The sequence below is a fragment of the Enterobacter sichuanensis genome, assembly GCF_002939185.1.
Lineage (GTDB): Bacteria > Pseudomonadota > Gammaproteobacteria > Enterobacterales > Enterobacteriaceae > Enterobacter > Enterobacter sichuanensis.
The window spans coordinates 1-21,258 of the sequence record NZ_POVL01000017.1 but is presented as its reverse complement, the minus strand read 5'-3'; the positions used below and the strand labels follow the sequence as shown (position 1 = coordinate 21,258).

At 56.5% G+C, this 21,258-nt stretch carries 22 protein-coding genes and 1 pseudogene; 13 read left to right on the top strand and 10 right to left on the bottom strand.

What is annotated here, in order from left to right; all coding sequences use genetic code 11:
• Nucleotides 1–73 precede the first annotated feature (73 nt).
• From C5687_RS09810 to C5687_RS09800, 3 genes are all read right to left on the bottom strand, one after another.
• Complete coding sequence (locus tag C5687_RS09810) at nucleotides 74–1,465, bottom strand: APC family permease (protein WP_104556840.1); 1,392 nt, start codon at nucleotides 1,463–1,465, stop codon at nucleotides 74–76.
• Nucleotides 1,455–1,640, bottom strand: coding sequence for a YmjE family protein (locus C5687_RS25350; protein ID WP_420796104.1), 186 nt, complete (start codon nucleotides 1,638–1,640; stop codon nucleotides 1,455–1,457). Before C5687_RS25350 ends, C5687_RS09810 begins: the two co-directional genes overlap by 11 nt.
• A gap of 181 nt (nucleotides 1,641–1,821) precedes the next feature.
• Nucleotides 1,822–3,240: a glutamine synthetase family protein gene (locus C5687_RS09800; RefSeq protein ID WP_013096832.1), complete on the bottom strand. Its 1,419-nt coding sequence runs from the start codon at nucleotides 3,238–3,240 to the stop codon at nucleotides 1,822–1,824.
• A 214-nt stretch (nucleotides 3,241–3,454) separates the two neighbouring features.
• Between C5687_RS09800 and puuD the strand changes: the two genes are divergently transcribed.
• From puuD to C5687_RS09755, 10 genes are all read left to right on the top strand, one after another.
• Nucleotides 3,455–4,219, top strand: coding sequence for a gamma-glutamyl-gamma-aminobutyrate hydrolase (gene puuD / locus C5687_RS09795; protein ID WP_025758617.1), 765 nt, complete (start codon nucleotides 3,455–3,457; stop codon nucleotides 4,217–4,219).
• Nucleotides 4,220–4,244: 25 nt separating this feature from the next.
• Complete coding sequence (gene puuR / locus C5687_RS09790; RefSeq protein ID WP_008502454.1) at nucleotides 4,245–4,802, top strand: HTH-type transcriptional regulator PuuR; 558 nt, start codon at nucleotides 4,245–4,247, stop codon at nucleotides 4,800–4,802.
• A 157-nt stretch (nucleotides 4,803–4,959) separates the two neighbouring features.
• Nucleotides 4,960–6,453 (top strand): aldehyde dehydrogenase PuuC, encoded by a 1,494-nt coding sequence (gene puuC / locus C5687_RS09785; RefSeq protein ID WP_104556839.1) that lies wholly within the window; start codon nucleotides 4,960–4,962, stop codon nucleotides 6,451–6,453.
• Complete coding sequence (locus tag C5687_RS09780) at nucleotides 6,450–7,730, top strand: NAD(P)/FAD-dependent oxidoreductase (RefSeq protein ID WP_104556838.1); 1,281 nt, start codon at nucleotides 6,450–6,452, stop codon at nucleotides 7,728–7,730. The genes puuC and C5687_RS09780 overlap by 4 nt, the downstream gene beginning before the upstream one ends.
• 25 nt (nucleotides 7,731–7,755) lie before the next feature.
• The gene (gene puuE, locus C5687_RS09775; RefSeq protein WP_104556837.1) at nucleotides 7,756–9,027 is read left to right on the top strand and encodes a 4-aminobutyrate transaminase; all 1,272 of its coding nucleotides are present in this window, start codon (nucleotides 7,756–7,758) and stop codon (nucleotides 9,025–9,027) included.
• Nucleotides 9,028–9,176: 149 nt separating this feature from the next.
• Entirely contained in the window at nucleotides 9,177–10,664 is a 1,488-nt protein-coding gene (locus tag C5687_RS09770; protein WP_104556836.1) for a carboxypeptidase M32, read from the top strand.
• A 163-nt stretch (nucleotides 10,665–10,827) separates the two neighbouring features.
• Nucleotides 10,828–11,367 carry a thioredoxin fold domain-containing protein gene (locus C5687_RS09765; RefSeq protein WP_025758611.1) on the top strand — a complete coding sequence of 180 codons (540 nt, stop codon included), beginning with the start codon at nucleotides 10,828–10,830 and terminating at the stop codon, nucleotides 11,365–11,367.
• 166 nt (nucleotides 11,368–11,533) lie between these two features.
• Nucleotides 11,534–11,926, top strand: coding sequence for an acid resistance repetitive basic protein Asr (asr, locus tag C5687_RS09760; protein ID WP_045284890.1), 393 nt, complete (start codon nucleotides 11,534–11,536; stop codon nucleotides 11,924–11,926).
• Between the two features lie 92 nt (nucleotides 11,927–12,018).
• A complete protein-coding gene (ydgU, locus tag C5687_RS25445) occupies nucleotides 12,019–12,102 on the top strand; it encodes a small membrane protein YdgU (protein WP_021241182.1) in 84 nt (27 codons plus the stop codon).
• Between the two features lie 102 nt (nucleotides 12,103–12,204).
• Nucleotides 12,205–13,026 (top strand): trypsin-like serine peptidase, encoded by an 822-nt coding sequence (locus C5687_RS09755; protein ID WP_045284891.1) that lies wholly within the window; start codon nucleotides 12,205–12,207, stop codon nucleotides 13,024–13,026.
• Nucleotide 13,027: 1 nt separating this feature from the next.
• On the opposite strand, the gene C5687_RS09750 is transcribed toward C5687_RS09755, so the two are convergent.
• The 4 genes and pseudogenes from C5687_RS09750 to C5687_RS25345 form a co-directional block, all read right to left on the bottom strand.
• Nucleotides 13,028–15,190: a bifunctional diguanylate cyclase/phosphodiesterase gene (locus C5687_RS09750; protein ID WP_104556835.1), complete on the bottom strand. Its 2,163-nt coding sequence runs from the start codon at nucleotides 15,188–15,190 to the stop codon at nucleotides 13,028–13,030.
• Nucleotides 15,191–15,274: 84 nt separating this feature from the next.
• Entirely contained in the window at nucleotides 15,275–15,604 is a 330-nt protein-coding gene (mdtI, locus tag C5687_RS09745; protein ID WP_025758607.1) for a multidrug/spermidine efflux SMR transporter subunit MdtI, read from the bottom strand.
• A complete protein-coding gene (mdtJ, locus tag C5687_RS09740) occupies nucleotides 15,591–15,953 on the bottom strand; it encodes a multidrug/spermidine efflux SMR transporter subunit MdtJ (protein ID WP_025758605.1) in 363 nt (120 codons plus the stop codon). The genes mdtI and mdtJ overlap by 14 nt, the downstream gene beginning before the upstream one ends.
• A 117-nt stretch (nucleotides 15,954–16,070) precedes the next feature.
• Nucleotides 16,071–16,241: pseudogene (locus C5687_RS25345) on the bottom strand (protein YdgV).
• Nucleotides 16,242–16,374: 133 nt separating this feature from the next.
• On the opposite strand from C5687_RS25345, the gene C5687_RS09735 reads away from it, so the two are divergent.
• Nucleotides 16,375–17,409, top strand: coding sequence for an AI-2E family transporter (locus C5687_RS09735; RefSeq protein WP_104556834.1), 1,035 nt, complete (start codon nucleotides 16,375–16,377; stop codon nucleotides 17,407–17,409).
• Nucleotides 17,410–17,412: 3 nt separating this feature from the next.
• On the opposite strand, the gene C5687_RS09730 is transcribed toward C5687_RS09735, so the two are convergent.
• Both C5687_RS09730 and C5687_RS09725 read right to left on the bottom strand, forming a co-directional pair.
• Nucleotides 17,413–18,360 (bottom strand): zinc-dependent alcohol dehydrogenase family protein, encoded by a 948-nt coding sequence (locus tag C5687_RS09730; RefSeq protein WP_104556833.1) that lies wholly within the window; start codon nucleotides 18,358–18,360, stop codon nucleotides 17,413–17,415.
• Nucleotides 18,361–18,388: 28 nt separating this feature from the next.
• Nucleotides 18,389–19,414, bottom strand: a complete 1,026-nt coding sequence (locus tag C5687_RS09725; RefSeq protein ID WP_104556832.1) for an LLM class flavin-dependent oxidoreductase — start codon at nucleotides 19,412–19,414, stop codon at nucleotides 18,389–18,391.
• 178 nt (nucleotides 19,415–19,592) lie between these two features.
• On the opposite strand from C5687_RS09725, the gene yajD reads away from it, so the two are divergent.
• Nucleotides 19,593–19,940, top strand: a complete 348-nt coding sequence (yajD, locus tag C5687_RS09720) for an HNH nuclease YajD (protein WP_003857471.1) — start codon at nucleotides 19,593–19,595, stop codon at nucleotides 19,938–19,940.
• Between the two features lie 35 nt (nucleotides 19,941–19,975).
• Here the strand turns inward: yajD and C5687_RS09715 are convergent, their stop codons facing one another.
• Entirely contained in the window at nucleotides 19,976–20,761 is a 786-nt protein-coding gene (locus C5687_RS09715) for a MipA/OmpV family protein (RefSeq protein WP_104556831.1), read from the bottom strand.
• A 123-nt stretch (nucleotides 20,762–20,884) separates the two neighbouring features.
• On the opposite strand from C5687_RS09715, the gene C5687_RS09710 reads away from it, so the two are divergent.
• A partial coding sequence (locus C5687_RS09710) for a response regulator transcription factor (protein WP_146086277.1) occupies nucleotides 20,885–21,258 on the top strand: 374 nt, incomplete at its 3' end.

Sequence of the window (21,258 nt, the reverse complement as noted above, 5' to 3'; positions counted from 1 at the left end):
CGCTTGCGGGAAGATATCCGGTAAGACGAGCGCTCCAGATAAACGGCACCAGCGTACTGGTGCCGTTTTACGTTCAGGAATCCCAGGCCTGCTCTATCTTACCGGCTTCAAACTGCGGAGGCGGTTTCCGGAAACGGCGCGTTAGCCACGTCAGGTAAAGGATCCCCAGAGCCGCCCAGATGAGGCCAAGCGTCAGGGACGTCGCTTCGAGGTTTATCCACAGCACGCCGACCGTTACGGCACCAATGAGTGGCAACAGGAGATAGTGGAACCGATCTTTCCACGTTTTGTTCAGCCCCTTACGCCGCCAGAAATGGTTGTACACCGAGAGATTAACAAACGTAAACGCCACCAGCGCGCCAAAGTTGATCAGCGCCGTCGCGGTCACGAGATCAAAGTACAGGGCCGACAGCGCCACGATCCCCACCATAATGACGTTCAAAGCCGGCGTACGCCATTTCGGATGCACGTAACCAAACACCCGCTCCGGGAAGACGTTGTCACGCCCCATGACATACAACAAGCGTGAGACGCTGGCGTGCGAGGCCAGGCCTGAAGCGAGCGTATTCACAAACGTGGTACACAGAAACACCGACTGGAAGAGCTTGCCGCCCACGTACAGCGCAATTTCCGGCAGCGCGGCGTCCGGGTTTTTGAAGCGCGCGATCGTCGGGAAAAAGAGCTGCATGAAAAACGAGGCAATGATGAATATCAGCCCGCCATACAGTGCGGTCAGGAAAATGGCTCTGGGGATCACCCGCGCCGCGTTTGGCGTCTCTTCCGACAGCGTGGTGACCGCGTCAAAGCCGAGGAAAGAGAAGCAGACGATAGTCGCGCCGGTAATAATGGGGATCAGGTGTGCGTTTTCGCTGATAAACGGCTGGAGCGACCAGACGGTGCCGACGCCCTCCCCCTTGTGCAGGCCATGCACCACGAGTATGACAAATACCACCATGATGGCGATCTGCACCAGCACAAACAGGGTATTAAAGTTGGCGACCAAATTAACGCTCTTCAGGTTCGCCAGCGTCAGGATCGTCACAAACCCCACCACCCAGACCCACGGCGGGACTTCAGGGAACAACGCGGAAAGGTAGATCTTCGCCAGCAGCACGTTGATCATCGGCAGGAAGAGATAGTCCAGCAGCGATGACCAGCCGACCATAAAACCCAGGTGGGGTCCGATCGATTTCTGCGTGTAGGTGTACGCAGAGCCCGCTTCCGGGAACTGTCGTACCAGCTTGCCGTAGCTGATGGCGGTAAACATGACGCCAGCCAGCGCCAGGAGATACGAGGCGGGCACGTGGCCATTACTGATACCGGACACAATGCCGAAGGTATCAAACACGGTCATGGGGGTGAGGTAAGCCAGCCCCATCATGACCACCTGCCAGAGCTTGAGGGAGCTGCGCAGCCGGGTTCTTCCGGCCATGCCCGGCGAGTCAAGAGACGTGTTAGTCGCCATAAACCGTCCCCCCCATGCTTACCGTGGTTTGCAATCGCGTTGTCCTTAACGCAAACCTGCTTAGCAAAGGGGGAAGTTGTAAAGAACACACGCGATCGGACCAGCACACCGTCTCTGGCTCGCACTCACAGCAGGAGCCTGACCGCCCCCCTTCGCCCTGCGGATAGTTGAACATCTGCATCATTTCCTACCTCGTCACACAGTGTCGTTAAGAAAATCCCTGTGCCGCCTGCGCTCCATAACGCGACGCCCGGGAGATAGCTGGCGTGCCAGCGAACAGTTCGGCCAGGCTCCGCGCAGGCCGTTTGGTGATACGTACGCGATGAAACAAAGCGGCCCCTTACCGGGGCACGTCATCAGGCGTTTTTCAGCATCCACTCGATTTCCGTTTCGGTAATCAGGCGTTCAAACTGCAGTAATTCATCATTTTTGCAGGCGTGATAGACGTGGCAGAAACGTTCGCCCAGGCGCTCGCGAAGGTGATCGTTTTGCATAAATTCCCACAGCGCATCGCTCTGACGAATCGGGAACGGCAGTCCGTCCTGCTCCAGACCATTACCTTCAACTTCTTCCTGCAGGGGTAAATCGTTATCCAGACCATGTAAAATCCCGGCAAAAATCGCCGCCATCACCAGATACGGATTCGCGTCTGCTCCCGCCACCCGGTATTCGACCCGATGGTTATGGCGATCGCCGCAGGGGATACGCAGGGCAACGGTGCGATTATTGTGTCCCCATGACGCCTGCGTCGGCACGTACATTCCCGGCTGGAAACGGCGGTAGGAGTTGACGTTCGGTGCCAACAGCGCCATGGATGCTGGCATCAGATCGATCATCCCGGCCAGCGCGCGTTTCAGCAGCGCGGAATCCTCGCCGCTGGCGTCTGCGAACACGTTCTCGCCTCTGTTGTTTTGCATGCTGATGTGGATATGCATCCCACTGCCCGCATGCTCTTCATACGGCTTTGCCATAAACGTGGCGTGCATCTTATGTTTTTCCGCCATCTGCCTGACGAGACGTTTTAGCGCCAGCGCATCATCGCAGGCATCGAGCACGTTTTCCGTATGGTGCAGGTTAATCTCAAACTGGCCCGGGGAGGCCTCAGCCACTGCCCCGTCGGCGGGGATCAACTGCAGCTGCGCCAGTTCGTCAATGTCATTCAGCACGTCAGCAAAGTGGTTCAGATTATCAACCGAGTAGACCTGACTCTGGGTGTTACGCACGTCGGTGCCCGGCGCGCAGGGGGGCTGCAGATAGCCGTCGGCATCGCGTTTACGGTCAAGTAAATAGAACTCCAGCTCTACCGCTACCACGGGGAACAGACCGCGCTGGCGCAGCTGCTGCCAGAGTCGGTTGAGTACGTTCCGCGGCTCAACGTCAAAGGGAGCGCCATCTTCATCGACCATGGTGAGCTGCACCTGACCAATGTATTCCGGGTCGGCGGCGGACGGTGTCAGGGTGCCCGGCACCGGCACACAGATACAGTCCGGCTCGCCGAGCTCCTGCCCCAGGCCCGCCTCTTCCACTACGTTACCTAAAATGTCCATGGCGAAAACCGATGCCGGGAAATAGCAGCCTTTTTCAAGTTTGCTCAGCCCGGCAACCGGGATGCGTTTGCCGCGAAAACAGCCGTTCAGGTCGGTCAGGAGGACATCAATAAACTGCGTGTCAGGATACTTTTCTAAATAGCGCTTCACTTCCTGTGTGAAGGCGCTGCCCCGCCTCTCATCCGTGTGCTGCACAAAGTTCTCAACTTCTACGATATTGGTTTCCATGATTTACCACCGTTTTTGGGATTTGCGTTCGCTGCTCTGGACTGTCAAATATAATGTCCACCCTATCGAATCTGTATGCAAATAATTTGTTTGTCAAATGTTAAATTAAGTTTGCAAAAGGCAGATCCCGTTGCTAGATTGAGAAAATATTGAACGAAAAGGCCGTTTAACAGGCGATAATGGCCTAAATTTAGTCCACTTTGTGAGGGCGATCATGGAAAATATAATGAACAAGCCAGTCATTGGCGTGGTGATGTGTAGAAACAGGCTTAAGGGTCATGAGACCCAGACCCTGCAAGAAAAGTACCTGAATGCCATTATTAACGCGGGAGGCTTACCTATTGCCTTACCGCATGCGCTGGCGGAGCCAGAGCTCATTACCGCTCTGCTGCCCACCCTGGACGGGATTTACCTTCCGGGCAGCCCCAGTAACGTGCAGCCGCACCTGTATGGTGAAAACGGCGATGAGCCTAACGCCGATCCCGGGCGAGATCTTCTGAGTATGGCGTTGATAGCCGCCGCGCTCGAAAGGCGCATCCCCATTTTCGCCATCTGCCGGGGGCTGCAGGAACTGGTTGTTGCGACGGGAGGGACGCTGTATCGCCGCCTGTTCGAGCAGAACGACCTGCTTGAGCACCGGGAAGATCCTGAACTGCCGGTTGAGCTACAATACGCCCCGTCTCATGAAGTTCAGGTTCAGGAGGGAGGACTGCTGTCTCAATTAATACCAGGCTGTAACACATTTTGGGTAAACTCGTTACACGGGCAAGGTGCTCGAACGTTAGGACCACGGCTCCGCGTGGAGGCCCGCTCGACGGACGGGCTGGTCGAAGCGGTTAGCGTTCATGACCACCCTTTTGCCCTCGGTGTGCAATGGCACCCCGAATGGAACAGCAGCGAGTACGCCCTGTCCCGTATGTTGTTTGAAGGTTTTATCACCGCCTGTCAAAGCCACATTGCCGAGAAGCAACGGCTTTGACCACTACCGTAAAGGAAATGCAACTATGAGCGATGACGGACTGGCGCCAGGGAAACGTCTGTCTGAGATCCGCCAGCAGCTGGGTCTCTCGCAGCGGCGTGCCGCCGAACTGTCTGGGTTAACACACAGTGCCATCAGCACCATTGAGCAGGACAAAGTCAGTCCTGCCATCAGTACGCTACAAAAGCTGCTGAAAGTCTATGGGCTGTCGCTCTCGGAATTCTTTTCGGAACCGGAAAAACCTGATGAACCGCAGGTGGTTATTAATCAGGAAGACCTTATCGAAATAGGCAGTCAGGGGGTTTCGATGAAGCTGGTTCATAACGGAAATCCGAACCGTACGCTGGCGATGATTTTTGAAACTTACCAGCCTGGAACCACGACCGGAGAGAGGATCAAACACCAGGGTGAGGAGATCGGTACGATACTGGAAGGTGAAATATTGCTGACCATTAATGGCCAACAATATCACCTGGTTGCGGGGCAGAGCTATGCCATCAATACCGGCATACCGCACAGCTTCAGCAACACCTCGGCAGGCATCTGCCGCATTATCAGTGCCCACACCCCCACCACGTTCTAATAACCACTCAGTCCCGGTGTAAGCACGCTTACGCCGGGACAAATAAAAACGATCAATGTCGGCATTCAACGGGTTAATTCCCGGGATGCCTCACGGCTTCGTATTGCCTGAAACGGCCATGCCTTTATTTATCTGATTGCGAAAGAAAGGAGTGAATATGCATTTTCAGCACCTGACTTACTGGCAGGATAAAGCAAAAAACAGCGCCATTGAGACCCGGTTATTTATTAACGGTGCTTACTGTGACGCCGCCGATAATGCCACGTTTGCAACCGTCAATCCCGCTACCCAACAGACGCTGGCGAACGTGGCCCGGGGCAAGCAGGCGGACGTGGACCGCGCGGTTCAGGCCGCGCGTGAGGTATTTGAGCGCGGTGACTGGTCGCAGGCGTCGCCGGCGCAGCGCAAGGCCGTGCTAAATAAGCTCGCCGATCTGATGGAACGCCACGGCGAAGAGCTGGCCTTGCTGGAAACACTGGACACCGGTAAACCCATCCGTCACAGCCTGCGCGACGATATTCCCGGCGCGGCTCGCGCCATTCGCTGGTACGCCGAAGCGGCGGATAAAGTCTACGGCGAAGTGGCGCCTACGGGTCCGGGCGAGCTGGCGATGATCGTGCGCGAGCCGATCGGGGTTGTCGCGGCCATCGTCCCCTGGAACTTCCCGCTGCTGCTGGCCTGCTGGAAGCTGGGCCCGGCGCTGATCGCGGGCAATAGCGTGGTATTGAAACCGTCGGAGAAATCACCGCTCACCGCCCTGCGGCTGGCCGGGCTGGCGAAAGAGGCGGGTTTGCCGGACGGCGTGCTGAATGTGATAAGCGGTTACGGCCACGAAGCAGGCCAGGCGCTGGCACTGCATCCGGAGGTTGAGGTGCTGACGTTTACCGGCTCAACCCGTACCGGCAAGCAGCTGTTAAAGGACGCGGGAGAAAGCAACATGAAGCGCGTCTGGCTGGAGGCCGGCGGCAAGAGCGCCAACATTATCTTTGCCGACTGCACGGACCTGGACAAGGCCGTGAGCGCGACCGCCGCCGGGATTTTTTACAACCAGGGGCAAGTCTGTATCGCCGGTACCCGCCTGCTGCTTGAAGACAGCATCGCCGATGACTTTCTGGCAAGGCTGAAAGCGCAGGACAGTCACTGGCAGCCGGGCAATCCGCTCGATCCTGACAGCACGATGGGGATGCTCATCGACGCCGGGCACGCCGATACCGTCCACACGTTTATTCGCGAGGGAACCCGGAAAGGTACGCTGCTGCTGGACGGGCGGGAACAATCGTGGCCTTGCGCAGTCGGTCCAACCATTTTTGTCGACATCGACCCTGACTCCCCGCTGTGCCGGGACGAGATTTTCGGGCCGGTGCTGGTCGTCACCCGTTTTAAAACCGAAGAGGAAGCGTTAACGCTGGCCAACGACAGTGAATATGGGCTTGGCGCGGCGGTATGGACCCGCGATCTCTCCCGCGCGCATCGCATGAGCCGCCGCCTGAAAGCAGGCTCGGTCTTCGTCAATAACTATAACGACGGTGATATGACCGTCCCCTTTGGCGGCTATAAGCAGAGCGGCAACGGTCGCGATAAGTCCCTGCACGCGCTCGAAAAATTTACTGAACTGAAAACCATCTGGATTGCCCTGGAGTCTCAATCATGACCGAACATACCACCAGCTACTACGCGGCCAGCGCGAACGCTTACGAACCTTTCCCGACGCTTAACGAGTCCATCAGCTGTGGCGTGTGCGTGGTGGGCGGCGGCTATACCGGCCTCTCCTCCGCGCTGCATCTCGCCGAAATGGGCTACGACGTGGTGCTCCTTGAAGGGGCGCGCATTGGCTTCGGCGCCAGCGGACGCAACGGCGGCCAGTTGGTTAACTCCTACAGCCGCGATATCGACGTGATTGAGAAAAACTACGGACACGATGCCGCCAGAGTCCTCGGGAGCATGATGTTTGAAGGCGGGGAGATCATCCGGGAGCGTATCCAGCGCTATCAGATCCAGTGCGACTATCGTCCCGGCGGGTTGTTTGTGGCGTTAAACCATAAGCAGTTGGAAACGCTGGAGGAGCAAAAAGCCAACTGGGAACGCTACGGCAACACGCAGCTGGAGCTGCTGGACGCCAACGCCATCCGCCGGGAAGTCGACAGCGAACGCTATACCGGCGCGCTGCTGGACCGCAGCGGGGGGCACATTCATCCGCTGAACCTGGCGATCGGCGAAGCGGACGCCATTCGCCTGAACGGCGGGCGGGTGTATGAACAGTCCCCGGTCACCGCCATTCAGCACACCAGCCCCGCCGTGGTGAGCACACAGCATGGTCAGGTGACGGCCCGCTACGTGATCGTCGCCGGGAATGCCTATCTGGGCGATAAGATAGAACCGGAACTGGCAAAACGCAGCATGCCCTGCGGCACTCAGGTGGTGACCACCGCCCCGCTGCCGGAAGAGGTAGCCCGCACGCTGATCCCCAATAACTACTGCGTGGAAGATTGTAACTACCTGCTGGATTACTACCGTCTCACCGCCGACAACCGCCTGCTGTACGGCGGTGGCGTAGTCTATGGCGCACGCGATCCGGACGATGTCGAGCGTCTGGTGATGCCAAAGCTGCTGAAAACCTTCCCTCAGCTGGCCGGCGTCAAAATCGACTACCGCTGGACAGGCAACTTCCTGCTGACCCTGTCGCGTATGCCGCAGTTTGGTCGTCTGGATAAAAACATCTATTACATGCAGGGCTACAGCGGCCACGGCGTGACCTGCACCCACCTGGCCGGACGGCTGATCTCGGAACTGTTGCGCGGTGACGCTGAGCGCTTTGATGCGTTTGCCAACCTCCCGCACTACCCCTTCCCGGGCGGCCGCAGCCTGCGGATTCCATTTACGGCGATGGGCGCGGCGTATTACAGCCTGCGCGATCGTCTTGGCGTATGATCGTTTTGACAAAAGGGTATCTGACATGAGTAACCAGGAATTTCATCAGCGCAGACTTTCTGCCACCCCGCGCGGCGTAGGCGTAATGTGTAATTTCTTTGCCCGCACGGCGGAGAATGCCACCCTTACCGACGTGGAAGGCAACGACTATATTGATTTCGCCGCCGGGATCGCGGTGCTGAATACCGGCCATCGTCATCCTGAACTGGTGGCCGCAGTGGAAAAACAGCTTCACCAGTTCACCCACACGGCCTACCAGATTGTGCCGTATGAAAGCTATGTTTCATTAGCCGAGAAACTAAACGAGCTGGCCCCGGTCCAGAGCCCGGCCAAAACGGCGTTCTTCACCACGGGCGCAGAAGCGGTGGAAAACGCCATTAAAATCGCCCGGGCCCACACCGGCAGACCGGGTGTGATTGCCTTCGGGGGAGGCTTTCACGGCCGAACCTATATGACCATGGCCTTAACCGGCAAGGTCGCGCCTTATAAGCTGGGATTTGGCCCCTTCCCGGGGTCGGTTTATCACGTGCCGTATCCCTCTGAGCTGCACGGCATCACGACACAGGATGCCATTACGGCGATAGAACGCCTGTTCAAAGCAGACATTGAGGCGAAACAGGTGGCGGCGATTATCTTTGAACCCATCCAGGGTGAAGGCGGATTCAACGTCGCCCCGCCAGAGCTGGTGGCCGCTATCCGCCGAATCTGTGATGAGCACGGGATCGTGATGATTGCCGACGAAGTGCAGAGCGGCTTCGCCCGTACAGGTAAACTGTTTGCCATGGAACATTACGCCGACAAGCCCGACCTGATGACGATGGCTAAAAGCCTGGCGGGTGGAATGCCGCTGTCTGGCGTGGTGGGTCGCGCCGAAATCATGGACGCGCCGGCTCCCGGTGGTCTGGGGGGGACTTATGCCGGCAACCCGCTTGCGGTGGCCGCCGCGCACGCGGTGCTGAATATTATCGACAACGAGTCGCTGTGCGAGCGCGCCCGTCATCTGGGCGATCGACTGAAAGCCACGCTGGAGGAGATCCAGAGCACCTTTCCTGCGCTCGTGGCGATAAGGGGAAGAGGATCGATGATTGCAGCAGAGTTTTTTGATCCCGAAAGCCGTGAACCTTCGGCCGCCATCGCGCAGGCGATCCAGCAAAAAGCTCTCGCTCAGGGCCTTCTGTTATTGATCTGCGGCCAGTACGGCAACGTGATCCGCTTCCTTTATCCGCTGACCATTCCGGATGCCCAGTTCACCCAGGCGCTGGCGATCCTGCAACAGGTTATGCGTGATAAGGCCTAAGTGCCCAGCGAAAACCGTCTGCCGGGATGCCGGCGACGGTTTCAGCGAAGGAAATCTGCAGAGATCTCCTCCGTGCGGGAAATGTTGGGGAATTTGGTCTGTTTCATTGTATGCTCCCTGAAACACATCCCTGGCAAGAGGAAAAACAATTGCAAAAAACATCCGCCTATCAGTCACTTGTGAAAACCTTCCAGCGCCTCTCCCGTTTCTCGCACCTCTCCTCCATCGCCAGCTGGGACATGTTCACCATGATGCCGCCTGGCGGCAGCGCCGCGCGCGGCGAAGCGCTGGCAGAAATGAGCGTCCTGCAACACCAGATCCTGACCGATAAGAAAGTGGGCGATCTGCTGGCTGCGGCAGCAGGTGAAGATCTGAATGACGTCGAACGCGCCAACCTGCGGGAAATGACGCGTCAATATCAGCAGGCCTCACTGCTGCCGGAATCGCTGGTGGAGGCCAAATCCCTGGCGGGCAGCAAGTGTGAACACGCCTGGCGCACCCAGCGCCCCGCTAACGACTGGCAGGGCTTTTCCACCAACCTGAAAGAGGTGGTCAAACTCAGCCGCGAAGAGGCTCGTCTGCGGGCCGAAGCCAAAGGGTGCACACCGTACGACGCACTGCTGGATATTTTTGAGCCCGACATGACCAGCGCCCGTCTGGACGTTCTGTTCGGCGATATGAAATCCTGGCTGCCGGACCTGCTGGCAAGCGTGGTGGAAAAACAGGCTCAACGGTCGTTTGTTCCCCCGCAGGGCCCCTTCCCAACGGCAACACAGCGCGAGCTGGGGCTGGAAGCGATGAAGATGCTCGGCTTCGATTTTAACGGCGGTCGCCTGGACGTGAGTGCGCACCCGTTCTGCGGAGGCGTACCGGAGGACGTGCGCATCACCACGCGCTATGACGAAGATGAACTGCTCAGCGCGCTGTTTGGCGTGATCCACGAAACCGGACACGCGCGCTACGAACAAAACCTGCCGCGCGCCTGGGCAGGACAGCCGATTGCCCTCGCCCGCTCAACCGCGATCCACGAATCCCAAAGCCTGTTCTTTGAAATGCAGCTTGGCCGTAGCGAGGCCTTCCTTAAACATCTTCTCCCTGCGGTGCACGCCCGCTTTGGCAGCCAGGCGGCGTTCAGCGAAGAGAACTTTATCGCCTGGAACCAGCGCGTGAAGCCGGGCTACATCCGCGTGGATGCCGATGAGGTGAGCTACCCGGCGCACGTGGTGCTGCGCTATGAGATTGAGCGCGCGCTGATCAACGGCGAGATCGAGGTAGACGACATTCCCGCCCTGTGGGACGAAAAAATGCAGGCCTGGCTTGGGTTATCAACCAAAGACAACTACCGCAACGGCTGTATGCAGGATATTCACTGGACCGACGGTGGATTTGGTTACTTCCCGTCGTATACGCTGGGGGCCATGTATGCCGCACAGCTGTTCCATGCGGCGAAAACGGCGCTTCCGGATCTGCAGTCCTCAATCGCTGAAGGTGATTTTTCGGCGCTGTTTGACTGGTTGCGCCAGAACATCTGGCAGCACGGCAGCCGCTTTACCACCTCGCAGTTGATTACCCAGGCGACGGGGGAAGATCTCAATATCCGTTACTTCCGCGAACATCTCACTTCACGTTATTTGTAATTCCCTTCTGCCGGAGCGCGCTCCGGCACTTTCCTTGCCCTTCTGCATAAGAAGATGATTTTGCACATTCCTTTCCGAGCGCACTTGAGGTATGTAGTTAAATCCTAGCTATATAAATACACCGCAATCAGGCCAGGGTTAACAATAAATAAAGGGATGAATAATGAAAGGCATAATGAAAACGATGGCGTTAGCCGTACTGTGTGCGACGAGTTTAAGCACCTTCGCGGCCGCGGATAACACTCCGCAAGAAGCATATAACGATATCACCCACTCTCTCGCTGACCTCCAGCCCATCACATTTCAGGCTCCCGCAGAAAAATACAAGCTACTGGTGTTTATTGATAACCAGTGCATCTACTGCAGCAACGTGGTGAAAAACGTCAGGCAGTATACGGATGCCGGTTTGACCATGTCGTTTTTGACCGTTGCCCCCGACGCTATTCGCGACTCGGTCATTGAGGATATGGGGCGCGTCTGGTGTTCAACCGACAGGGTCAAAAGCCTGCAAAAAGCGATGACGGGTTTTTTACCGGATAACGACACAACGCAGGCCTGTTCCGACCGGATCGCTCGCCAGTCTGCGCTGGCTGAAAGGCTGGGCATCAACATCACACCGTTCATGGTGGTCATTGAGCCTGAATCACGCTCGATTGTTGGCAGCCAGCCACCGGCTGCAATTCTGGCTGCGTTAAAGAAATAGCCCTCACGTGTACGAACGGGCCTGTTCGTACACGCTTCTCCCCCTTTGTACATTCCGTTACACGCCGATACCAATCACTCACGGAAACCCCGAATTTACAGGGATATAGTTATTTCAACGGCCCCGCAGTGGGGTTAAATGAAAAACCAAATTCGAGGGTATGAACATGAATAAAGTATTAGCTCTGGTTGTTGCCGCTGCTATGGGTCTGTCTTCTGCTGCGTTCGCTGCTGAGACTACTGCAACTGCTCCAGCTGCCGCTGCGCCAGCTGCAACCACCACCGCTGCGCCTGCAAAAGCGGTACACCACAAGAAACATCATAAAGCCGCTAAACCTGCTGCTGAGCAAAAAGCGCAAGCGGCTAAAAAGCACCACAAAAAAGCCGTAAAACAAGACGCGACTAAACCTGCTGTAGAGCAGAAAGCGCAGGCCGCTAAAAAGCACCACAAAAAAGCGACCAAACCAGCTGTAGAACAGAAAGCGCAGGCTGCTAAAAAGCATCATAAAAAAGCAGTAAAACACGAAGCTGCTAAACCAGCTGCACAGCCAGCTGCGTAAGAGTACAAGCTTAACCGTGCCCTTCGGGGCACGTTGGTAAACCGGCGCTGAACCGGAAAAGGTTCCGCGCCGTTTTTTTATCTGGAGGGCGTATGCTGCGACGCTATCGGTTTGAGCTGATTCTGATCCTGCTTATTTTATGCGCGCTCATCGCCAGCCATTTTTATCTTTCCTGAATGTAGCACGCTGATTTTACTCCCACTTTAGCGCTGTCCCGTCTATAGTATTTTCATAGGGTTCACTTTTAATAATCATAATTACCCCCACCAGAGTGTGATATGCGTAAATCTGTTGTGTTGTTACTGGGAACGTTTGGTCTTTTTTCTGGATTCTCACATGCGGATGATGGCGGTGATGACACCATTAGCGCGAAAGAGCTAAAGACGCTTTTTTTCGGTCATGACGATCGCACGCGCGTCGCCGATCCCACCCAGGCCCCCTGGGATGCTATAGGTCAGCTGGAAACCGCCAGCGGTAACTTATGTACCGCCACGTTGATCACCCCGCAGCTTGCCCTGACGGCAGGCCACTGTCTGTTAACGCCGCCAAACGGCAAGCCGGATAAAGCGGTTGCCTTGCGCTTTGTGTCGCAAAAAGGCACCTGGCGCTATGAAATCCACGGCATTGAAGGCCGGGTAGATCCCTCTCTCGGCAAACGCCTGAAACCGGATGGTGACGGCTGGATTGTGCCGCCCGGCGCCGCCTCATGGGACTTTGGCCTGATCGTTTTACGCTACCCGCCTTCAGGTATTACGCCACTGCCGTTGTTTGACGGTGATAAAGCCGCCCTTACCGCCGCGCTGAAAGCCGCAGACCGGAAGGTGACGCAATCAGGCTATCCTGTCGATCATCTGGATACGCTTTACACGCACACCGACTGCATTGTGACCGGCTGGGCGCAAACCAGCGTACTCTCTCACCAGTGCGATACGTTACCAGGCGATAGCGGCTCACCGCTGATGTTGAAAACGGAAAACGGCTGGCAGTTGATCGGTGTTCAGAGCTCCGCCCCGGCGGCGAAAGACCGCTGGCGTGCCGATAACCGGGCCCTGTCCGTCACCGGGTTTCGCGACCAGCTGGAAGCGCTGGCGCAGCAGTAAATCAGCACCGTCTGACCTGATGTAACGCCTTGATTGACTCTATCGGCATGGGCTGGCTGAACCAAAAACCCTGCAGCTGATCGCAGCCAGCCAGCCGCAGGAGTTTCATTTGCTTTTCGGTTTCGACCCCTTCTGCAACCACCGCCATGCCCAGCGCATTGGCGATCCGCACCGTGCCGCTCACCAGCGCGGCCGCCTGTTCATCATTGTCTACCAGCCCGGCCAGCGACTTATCGATCTTGATGGTGTCAAAGTTGAAACGCCGTAAATAGCCAATGCTTGAATAACCGGTGCCAAAGTCATCCAGCGCTACCGCGATACCCAACGCTTTCAGGTTGGCTATTGCCATACGGGCACGCTCCGGGTTTTCCAGCACATAGGACTCGGTGACCTCAAGCTGCAGTCGGTTGGCCGGAAAATCGGTGATCTCCAGCACGCTGGCGACTTTTTCTTCGAAGGCAGGATCGCGAAATTGTGCGGGGGAGATATTAACCGAGAGCGTTAAGTCACTGTACGGCTGCAGATCCTGACAGGCACGCTGCAACACAAACTGCCCCAGTTTGTAAATCAGGCCACTGGTCTCCGCGATGGTGATAAAGGTATCCGGGCCCAGGGGCCCTTCCGGACGCCGTGGCCAACGGACCAGCGCCTCGACGCTGCTCATTTTCTGGCTGTGGGCGTCAATAATCGGCTGATACCAGACCTCGAACTCATCACGCTCCAGGCCGTTACGGATCTGATTCTCAATCGCCAGCTTGCGTTCACGGGCGCTGTTCAGTTCGGCGTCGTAGTGGGTAATCCGCCCTTTCCCGCTCATTTTGGAATGATACATGGCAATATCGGCGCGACGAAACAGCTCGGAGCTGGTGCATTCAATCAGGGTTCCGCTGGCGATACCGATGCTGGCCCCCATATGGATTGTGCGTTCCCCCAGCTGAATCCGGGTGGCGAACGCGTCCAGCACCGAAACGGCAAACGCGGCGGCCCGGGCTTCCGCGTTATCTCCGCCAATGGTCATGGCAAATTCATCCCCGCCCATTCGCGCCAGCATTCCGCCCGGCGGCACGCGTTCATTCAGTGTTTTCGCAATCGCCACAATCAGATCGTCACCCACGCTGTGACCGTAGATATCATTGACGTCTTTAAAGCCATCCAGATCGATGAACACCACGCTTTTGACGTCGATATCCCCCCGTAAACTCACCCGGTCCAGCGCTTCAATGAGCGCACGCCGGTTCGGCAGACGGCTTAGCCAGTCCGTTCTGGCGACCAGACGCGCCAGACTCTCTCCGCGGGCAAGCTTGTACAGCCCCACGCTGCTCACCAGAATAAAAAGCAGGATCAGAGCCGAGGCCAGCACCACAATCTGTCTGATGTCAGAAGAGGCCGCCCGGGCGGCCTGCGCACCCGGAAGCCGCGCCTGCCAGTTCAGATAACCGACCAACTCCCCTGCCGCGCTGCGCAGCGGCATGCTCAGCGCGTTGATTTTTTCCGGCGTAAAGTTGAGGTTCTCAATCTGAAAGGTCGCCCCCAGGTCAGACAATATTCGGGCATTCAGGTGACGGGTAATCACCAGATAGCGGCGCGTTCCATCGGTCACCCGCAATCGTCCAACCATTGGGCGTATCAGCCCAATCCCCACAAAGGCGACGCCGCTTCGCGTTTTGCTGATCCCGGCATAGATATTTTTCTCGCTCGCTAAGGCGCGCGCATGCTGGTCAATGAGGGCTTTCAGGCCTTTGCCGAAAAAATCGAGCGTCGTCTCCTGAAAAGGCTGACTTTTAAACGATCCCCAGATGACATTGAAATGTTCATCCAGCACGAAGGTGCCGTCATAGAGGTTGTTGATTTTAAATCCGGCGCCCCAGGTGTTGTACAACCACTCGGTATCCAGCGTGGAGCGGTAAGCCTCCCGCACCGCATCGTCCCAGACGGCGTTATCAAGCACCAGCGAGGAGACGCGATTTACCGATGTCTGAATGGCGCCCTGCACGGAAAGCGCCGTGCGGTGTTCATCAATTTCATTGGTTTTGGTACTGATAAGATGCAGGGAAAGATAGAGAAGTGCGACGATGGAGATAATTAAGCCGATCCCCGCCATGAAGACCATGGCAAACAACGTTCTCGCATTGGGAATATTGCGCCAGCTTAATGTGCGATACATCAGCCATCCTCTTCACGGTTTTGCTTTTCTAAGCGTAATACAGGCAGCGAATTTCGCTGCCTGTAAATCATGGCGTGAAGTCTGTCAGGCGAGTTTTATCATGATCATGCCGGCAAGCAGCAGTATAAGCCCGATCCAGCCTTTGTTATTTAAACGCTGCCCGAAGAGTACCCAGCCTGCGGCCAGCGTGGCGGCGATACCAAAACCGCCCCACAGCGCATAGGCCACCGACAGGTCGATCCCTTTGACCGCCTGGGACAGGGCGCTGAATGCCCCCAGCACCGCGGCAATCGACAGCAGGCCATAAACTTTACGACGGAAACCGTCGGAGAATTTCAGCAGAACGTTCGCCAGAATTTCCAGCACGATGGCAAGCCCCAGCCAGGCCGCATGAACCCACTCAAACTGTTGCATGGTTTTGCTCCTTCAGCTGTTTAGTCGGTTTACGGGTACCCGATTTAATCAGCACAATACCCGCGACCAGCGTTGTTAAGCCAGCGATCTTCATGGTTGTTAATGTTTCGTCAAATATCAGCACGCTGAACAGCGTAATTAATAAAATGCCGATCCCTTCCCACAGGGCATATGCGACACCCAGCGCAATTTTCTTCACCGCAAACGAGAGGAAAATATAAGAAAGGGAAATCATCACCAGCATTAAAATAAATCCGGTATTACCCTCGCTGACGCTTGCCCATTTCATCGACAGCGTGCCGGTAATTTCCGCGATAATTGCCAGAGCTAAAAGGATCCAGTAAAACATGTTTTTCTCCTGCTTGAGAATATAATCCATCGTGGCTCGCTGTACGCAGCAAACCAAAAAATACGAATTGAAATCAGATAGCTAAGCGCTTAGCGCCAGCTCAGGCAGAAGATATGACTATAGTGCGGTGCGCCAGTGTTGCTCACCAGAAAGCAGGTAAAAAGAGGTGAAAAATACAGCAGTGTGGTTTGAAGAGTACGTCCTGAACATATTGTCCATAAAATTACAATTATCCGCGGTGTTGCTTCTCGTCTTTGCGGATCAAAATTGTCCTCGGTAGTTGAACACGCCAAATTTGTACCATAAGCCAGGATTTAACTCAAAGTCTTTGCAATTCTTTACTCATCCCGTTTGATTTTGGTTAGTTTATTGCATCGCCCTTCACCTTTATTATAAATAAAAAGAACATTGCGGAGTCACCATGGCCAAACCCATCATTACCCTGAACGGGTTAAAAACTGTCATCATGCTGGGCATGCTGGTGATTATACTGACAGGCGTTCGCGTTGCCGCCGACATCATTGTGCCGTTTATTCTGGCGCTGTTTATTGCGGTGATCCTTAACCCGCTGGTGCAGCGCATGACGCGGCTACGCATCCCGCGCGTGCTGGCGATCACGCTGCTTATCAGCATTATTATTATTGCCATGGTCTTGCTGGTGGCTTATCTCGGCACTTCGCTGAATGAGCTGGCCCGAACGCTACCGAAATACCGCTCTTCGCTGGCAATACCACTGCTGCAGATGGAACCCTGGCTGCAGCGCGCAGGGATCGAAGTCTCGGTCGAAGAGCTCCTTAAATATATCGATCCCAATGCGGCCATGACAGTTGTCACCAGCCTGCTGACGCAGCTTTCCAATGCCATGACCTCCATTTTCCTGCTGTTCTTAACGGTGGTGTTTATGCTGCTGGAGGTGCCCCAGCTGCCGGCGAAGCTGCAGCAGATCATGGTCCGGCCGGTTGAGGGAATGGGGGCCATTCAACGCGCGCTGGACAGCGTTTCCCGCTATCTGGTGCTGAAAACGGCTATTAGCCTGGTGACGGGCGTTGTCGTCTGGTTGATGCTGCTGGCGCTGGACGTCCGCTTTGCGTTTGTCTGGGGATTACTGGCGTTTGCGCTCAACTATATTCCCAACATCGGGTCGGTGCTGGCGGCAATCCCCCCTATCCTTCAGGTGCTGGTGTTCAGTGGGTTCTATGACGCGCTGGTTCTGCTGGCCGGATATCTGGCGATCAATCTGGTGTTCGGCAATATTCTTGAGCCTCGCATGATGGGGCGAGGGCTGGGGCTCTCCACGCTGGTGGTCTTTTTGTCCCTGATATTCTGGGGCTGGCTGCTCGGGCCCGTAGGGATGCTGCTCTCCGTCCCGCTGACCATCATCGTCAAAATTGCTCTGGAACAGACGGCGGGCGGGCAAAGTATCGCCGTGCTGCTAAGCGATATGAGCCATCAGTAGCGGTCAGTCCATCATTGACAGGAGGGGCTTGCAGGTCCTTCCACCTTCACGATAAGCACTGAGCGCCCTCTGCCATTCCGCCAGGGGGTATACCGCGACATCGCTGTACCGGCTGGCGGGCAGGCGAAGCCAGATGCGATCGAACGCCGTGCGCCACGTCTCCGCGCTGAGCGCATCCAGGCCGTTACGGATATGGAACCACGCCACGCGTGGCTCAGGACGCAGCTGTCGGAAAGTCTGGCCGGAGAGCAGTCCGTAGCAGACAAACATCCCCTGCCCGGGCATCACGCTGAGGATCGCTTCCGCAAGCGACCCGCCGGTGGCATCGTAAACGACGTCGCTGCGCGCGGCGACGGAGGCGATCCGCTGCGCGTCATGCTGCGCAACAGGAATGATCCCCATCGCCTCCAGCCGTTGCGCATGAACCGCAGAACGGTGAATGCCGTACACAGCTTCCGCCCCCGCCTGACGCGCCCACTGCCCCAGCAGAATGCCGCAATCGGATCCTGCAGCCGTAAGCAACACCCGTTTTCCCTGAGCGGGGTAGCGGGTCAGCATCATCTGCGCCGCCAGCGGATTGATATAGGCCCGCGCGGCCAGGCGCGAGTCGACAGCGTCCGGAACGGGTATCGCATACTCTGCCGGGCTGTCCACATAGCGCTGCCAGGTGCCTTGCCCACGCAGCGGCAGAACACGTTTACCCAGCAGATGACTAAACGACGCGGGAGCCTGAGTAACGACACCTACGCCTTCATACCCCGCTACCGCCGGTAACGGGGTTCTGTGCCGATAGGCGCCCGTGATGGGAATGAGATCGGACGCATTGACTGGCGAAAACAGCATCCAGACACGGAGATGGCCCGGTGCTAGCGCCCCCAATGACGCGGTTTCAGGTTGCAGAACAGATTCTGGCTCGCCAAACCGGCGATACCAGAGGGCCAGATTTTCCATAACGATCTCACGGCTGCTAGCGTAACAACTACTCGCGCCAGCCCATTGCCGGTGCGACATGTTTGAGAATGGACTCAATCACGTGCGCATTATAATCCACACCGAGCTGGTTCGGCACGGTCAGTAAGAGCGTATCGGCCTCGGCAATCGCCTCGTCCTTTTTCAGCTGTTCAACCAGCTTATCCGGCTCCGCGGCATAGCTGCGCCCGAAGATGGCGCGCGTTTTCTCATCAAGATAACCCACGCTATCGCTGTCGTTGCGGCTGGCACCGAAATACATCCGGTCACGGTCGTCCATCAGCGCAAAAATACTGCGGCTAACCGACACGCGCGGCTCGCGCGTATGCCCTGCGTCTTTCCAGGCCTGACGGTAGGCGCGGATCTGTTTTGCCTGCTGAATATGGAACGGCTCACCGGTTTCATCGTCTTTCAGGGTTGAACTTTGCAGATTCATGCCCAGTTTTGCCGCCCATACCGCCGTCGCATTAGAACCCGCGCCCCACCAGATACGCTCGCGCAGCCCTTCGGAATAGGGCTCCAGGCGCAGCAGCCCCGGCGGATTGGGGAACATTGGCTGCGGGTTTGGTTTGGCAAACCCTTCCCCACGCAGCACCTCAAGCAGCACCTCGGTATGACGACGCGCCATATCCGACTCGTTTTCCCCTTCCTGCGGGACATAGCCGAAATGCCGCCAGCCATCAATAACCTGTTCCGGAGAGCCGCGGCTAATGCCAAGCTGCAAACGACCGCCGGAAATCAGATCCGCCGCACCCGCATCCTCGGCCATATACAGCGGATTTTCGTAACGCATATCGATCACGCCCGTGCCGATTTCGATGGTTTTCGTTTTTGCGCCAATGGCGGCCAGCAGAGGGAACGGCGAGCTAAGCTGTCGGGCGAAGTGGTGCACGCGGAAATAGGCGCCGTCTGCCCCCAGCTCCTCAGCCGCCACGGCTAAATCAATGGACTGCAGCAGCGTGTCTGCCGCCGAGCGCGTGCCCGACTGTGGCGAAGGCGTCCAGTGACCAAAGGATAAAAATCCGATCTTTTTCATAACCATTTTTCCTGATAATACGTTGCGTTCTGTCCACTTTACGCATTACCCGATAAGAATAAATGCCGTTTATTTAACGGAAAGCATCAAATAAATTGACAGAATAGCGTGATTCTTCATTCCGCCCCATAATGGGATATAATCTTCCCCACTCTTTTCATGGCAGGTAAAACCGGCAATGGCTTTGATCCCCAAAAACTACGCGCGGCTGGAAAGCGGCTATCGCGAAAAAGCATTAAAAATCTATCCCTGGGTGTGTGGACGCTGCTCGCGCGAGTTTGTCTATTCCAATCTGCGTGAACTCACGGTTCACCATATCGATCACGACCATACCAACAACCCGGAAGATGGCAGCAACTGGGAACTGCTGTGCCTGTTTTGCCACGATCACGAACATTCGAAATACACCGAAGCGGATCAGTACGGTACTACCGTGGTTGCCGGGGAAGACGCGCAAAAAGACGTGGGCGTCGCCACGTTTAACCCCTTTGCTGATTTAAAGGCGATGATGGATAAGAAGAAGTAATCCTCTCCCTCTCGCTCACATCGTGATCCACGAATTTAGAATGTCCAGGTGATAGCGGCGGTTGCAGACCCCTCATTACGCCGCAGCACTATCGGGCTGTCATTTGCATGGTCGCCAAGCCAGGTATAGTCCGCTCTCAGGACCGTCCCCCAGTGGGCATCGAACTGATGGCTCCAGGTCAGGCTGGTGTCGACGCCGTAAAATCCACCCGGCGCAGCATAGCGGCGATAGCCGGTGCGGCGGCTCTGCTGCTCGCTGACCCCATACCAGGTATTCAGGTAACGGCTGTCGCCAAACAGGGCCGCAGACTGCAAGGCGATCGTGTCCTGGTTATTTTGTACCGGGATCAGCGTAACGGAGGCCTGATAGCTTGCCCCCTGGCTGTCGGTTAACGGCAGCGTCGCTTTGCCTTCCATACTCAGCCATGGCGCGGCCTGCCAGCCGACGGCAAGGCCGGCATTCAGGGTGGCATCAATGTCCCCCATCCCTTTCAGGTTGTTTGCACCCTCACGCCAGCCTGAATTTTTATCAGCCCTTCCGGGGTCGTAGCCCAGCGTGTGTTCGAAATACCAGCCGCTGTCGTTTTGCAGGTCATACCCCACCCCTTTTTGCGCATCAACGAAGAAAGCGCCTTTGCGTCCCTGCAGCACAGGAACCACCTGCCACACCTGCTTGTCTGAGCCTGAGTAACGCGGGGCGTATTGCCCTCCCAGCCCGACGGTTAGGGAATCGGAAGCGGTGCCATCATCCGCCTGCACGCCGGAAGTCACGATCATCAGAAGCGGGACGGACATATACAGGACTTTATTTATCGCTATCATACTGCTCTCCATACAGACGCTGGCGTCTCCTGATACAGGACGGCCACACAATGTTGGCGCAGTATGATTTGGCTGAATCAATGAATCGTCGGGATAGTGTTAAGAAATGGTCAAGGTGAACGGATGTTGTCCAGAAGAGTGCTGATTATTGAAGATGACGCCGATGCGGCTGGCGTGCTCGAAGCCTATTTACGGCGGGAAAATTACGACGTGACCATTACCGGGGACGGTCATTCCGGGCTGGATATGGCACAGCGGTGGAAGCCAGACCTCATTCTGCTGGACGTGATGCTGCCGGGGCTTAACGGCACCGAAGTGCTGGCTGGCCTGCGTCGTAAAAGCGATGTGCCGGTGATTATGGTCACGGCCATGGGGGATACTCCCGATCGCATTGGCGCCCTGCGGTACGGTGCCGATGATTACGTTGTGAAGCCTTATCATCCGGGGGAAGTAGTGGCTCGGGTGCAGGCGGTGCTGCGGCGCAGCAGTAAAAAAGA

Excerpts from the sequence above, each read along its gene's own strand:
- C5687_RS09725 (WP_104556832.1), bottom strand. The coding sequence starts at position 19,414 with ATGAAAAAGATCGGATTTTTATCCTTTGGTCACTGGACGCCTTCGCCA.
- asr (WP_045284890.1), top strand. The coding sequence starts at position 11,534 with ATGAATAAAGTATTAGCTCTGGTTGTTGCCGCTGCTATGGGTCTGTCT.
- C5687_RS09765 (WP_025758611.1), top strand. The coding sequence starts at position 10,828 with ATGAAAGGCATAATGAAAACGATGGCGTTAGCCGTACTGTGTGCGACG.
- C5687_RS09810 (WP_104556840.1), bottom strand. The coding sequence starts at position 1,465 with ATGGCGACTAACACGTCTCTTGACTCGCCGGGCATGGCCGGAAGAACC.
- puuD (WP_025758617.1), top strand. The coding sequence starts at position 3,455 with ATGGAAAATATAATGAACAAGCCAGTCATTGGCGTGGTGATGTGTAGA.
- mdtJ (WP_025758605.1), bottom strand. The coding sequence starts at position 15,953 with ATGTTTTACTGGATCCTTTTAGCTCTGGCAATTATCGCGGAAATTACC.
- C5687_RS09730 (WP_104556833.1), bottom strand. The coding sequence starts at position 18,360 with ATGGAAAATCTGGCCCTCTGGTATCGCCGGTTTGGCGAGCCAGAATCT.
- C5687_RS09750 (WP_104556835.1), bottom strand. The coding sequence starts at position 15,190 with ATGTATCGCACATTAAGCTGGCGCAATATTCCCAATGCGAGAACGTTG.
- mdtI (WP_025758607.1), bottom strand. The coding sequence starts at position 15,604 with ATGCAACAGTTTGAGTGGGTTCATGCGGCCTGGCTGGGGCTTGCCATC.
- puuE (WP_104556837.1), top strand. The coding sequence starts at position 7,756 with ATGAGTAACCAGGAATTTCATCAGCGCAGACTTTCTGCCACCCCGCGC.
- C5687_RS09780 (WP_104556838.1), top strand. The coding sequence starts at position 6,450 with ATGACCGAACATACCACCAGCTACTACGCGGCCAGCGCGAACGCTTAC.
- C5687_RS09800 (WP_013096832.1), bottom strand. The coding sequence starts at position 3,240 with ATGGAAACCAATATCGTAGAAGTTGAGAACTTTGTGCAGCACACGGAT.
- puuC (WP_104556839.1), top strand. The coding sequence starts at position 4,960 with ATGCATTTTCAGCACCTGACTTACTGGCAGGATAAAGCAAAAAACAGC.
- C5687_RS25350 (WP_420796104.1), bottom strand. The coding sequence starts at position 1,640 with ATGTTCAACTATCCGCAGGGCGAAGGGGGGCGGTCAGGCTCCTGCTGT.
- C5687_RS09735 (WP_104556834.1), top strand. The coding sequence starts at position 16,375 with ATGGCCAAACCCATCATTACCCTGAACGGGTTAAAAACTGTCATCATG.
- ydgU (WP_021241182.1), top strand. The coding sequence starts at position 12,019 with ATGCTGCGACGCTATCGGTTTGAGCTGATTCTGATCCTGCTTATTTTA.
- C5687_RS09755 (WP_045284891.1), top strand. The coding sequence starts at position 12,205 with ATGCGTAAATCTGTTGTGTTGTTACTGGGAACGTTTGGTCTTTTTTCT.
- puuR (WP_008502454.1), top strand. The coding sequence starts at position 4,245 with ATGAGCGATGACGGACTGGCGCCAGGGAAACGTCTGTCTGAGATCCGC.
- C5687_RS09715 (WP_104556831.1), bottom strand. The coding sequence starts at position 20,761 with ATGATAGCGATAAATAAAGTCCTGTATATGTCCGTCCCGCTTCTGATG.
- yajD (WP_003857471.1), top strand. The coding sequence starts at position 19,593 with ATGGCTTTGATCCCCAAAAACTACGCGCGGCTGGAAAGCGGCTATCGC.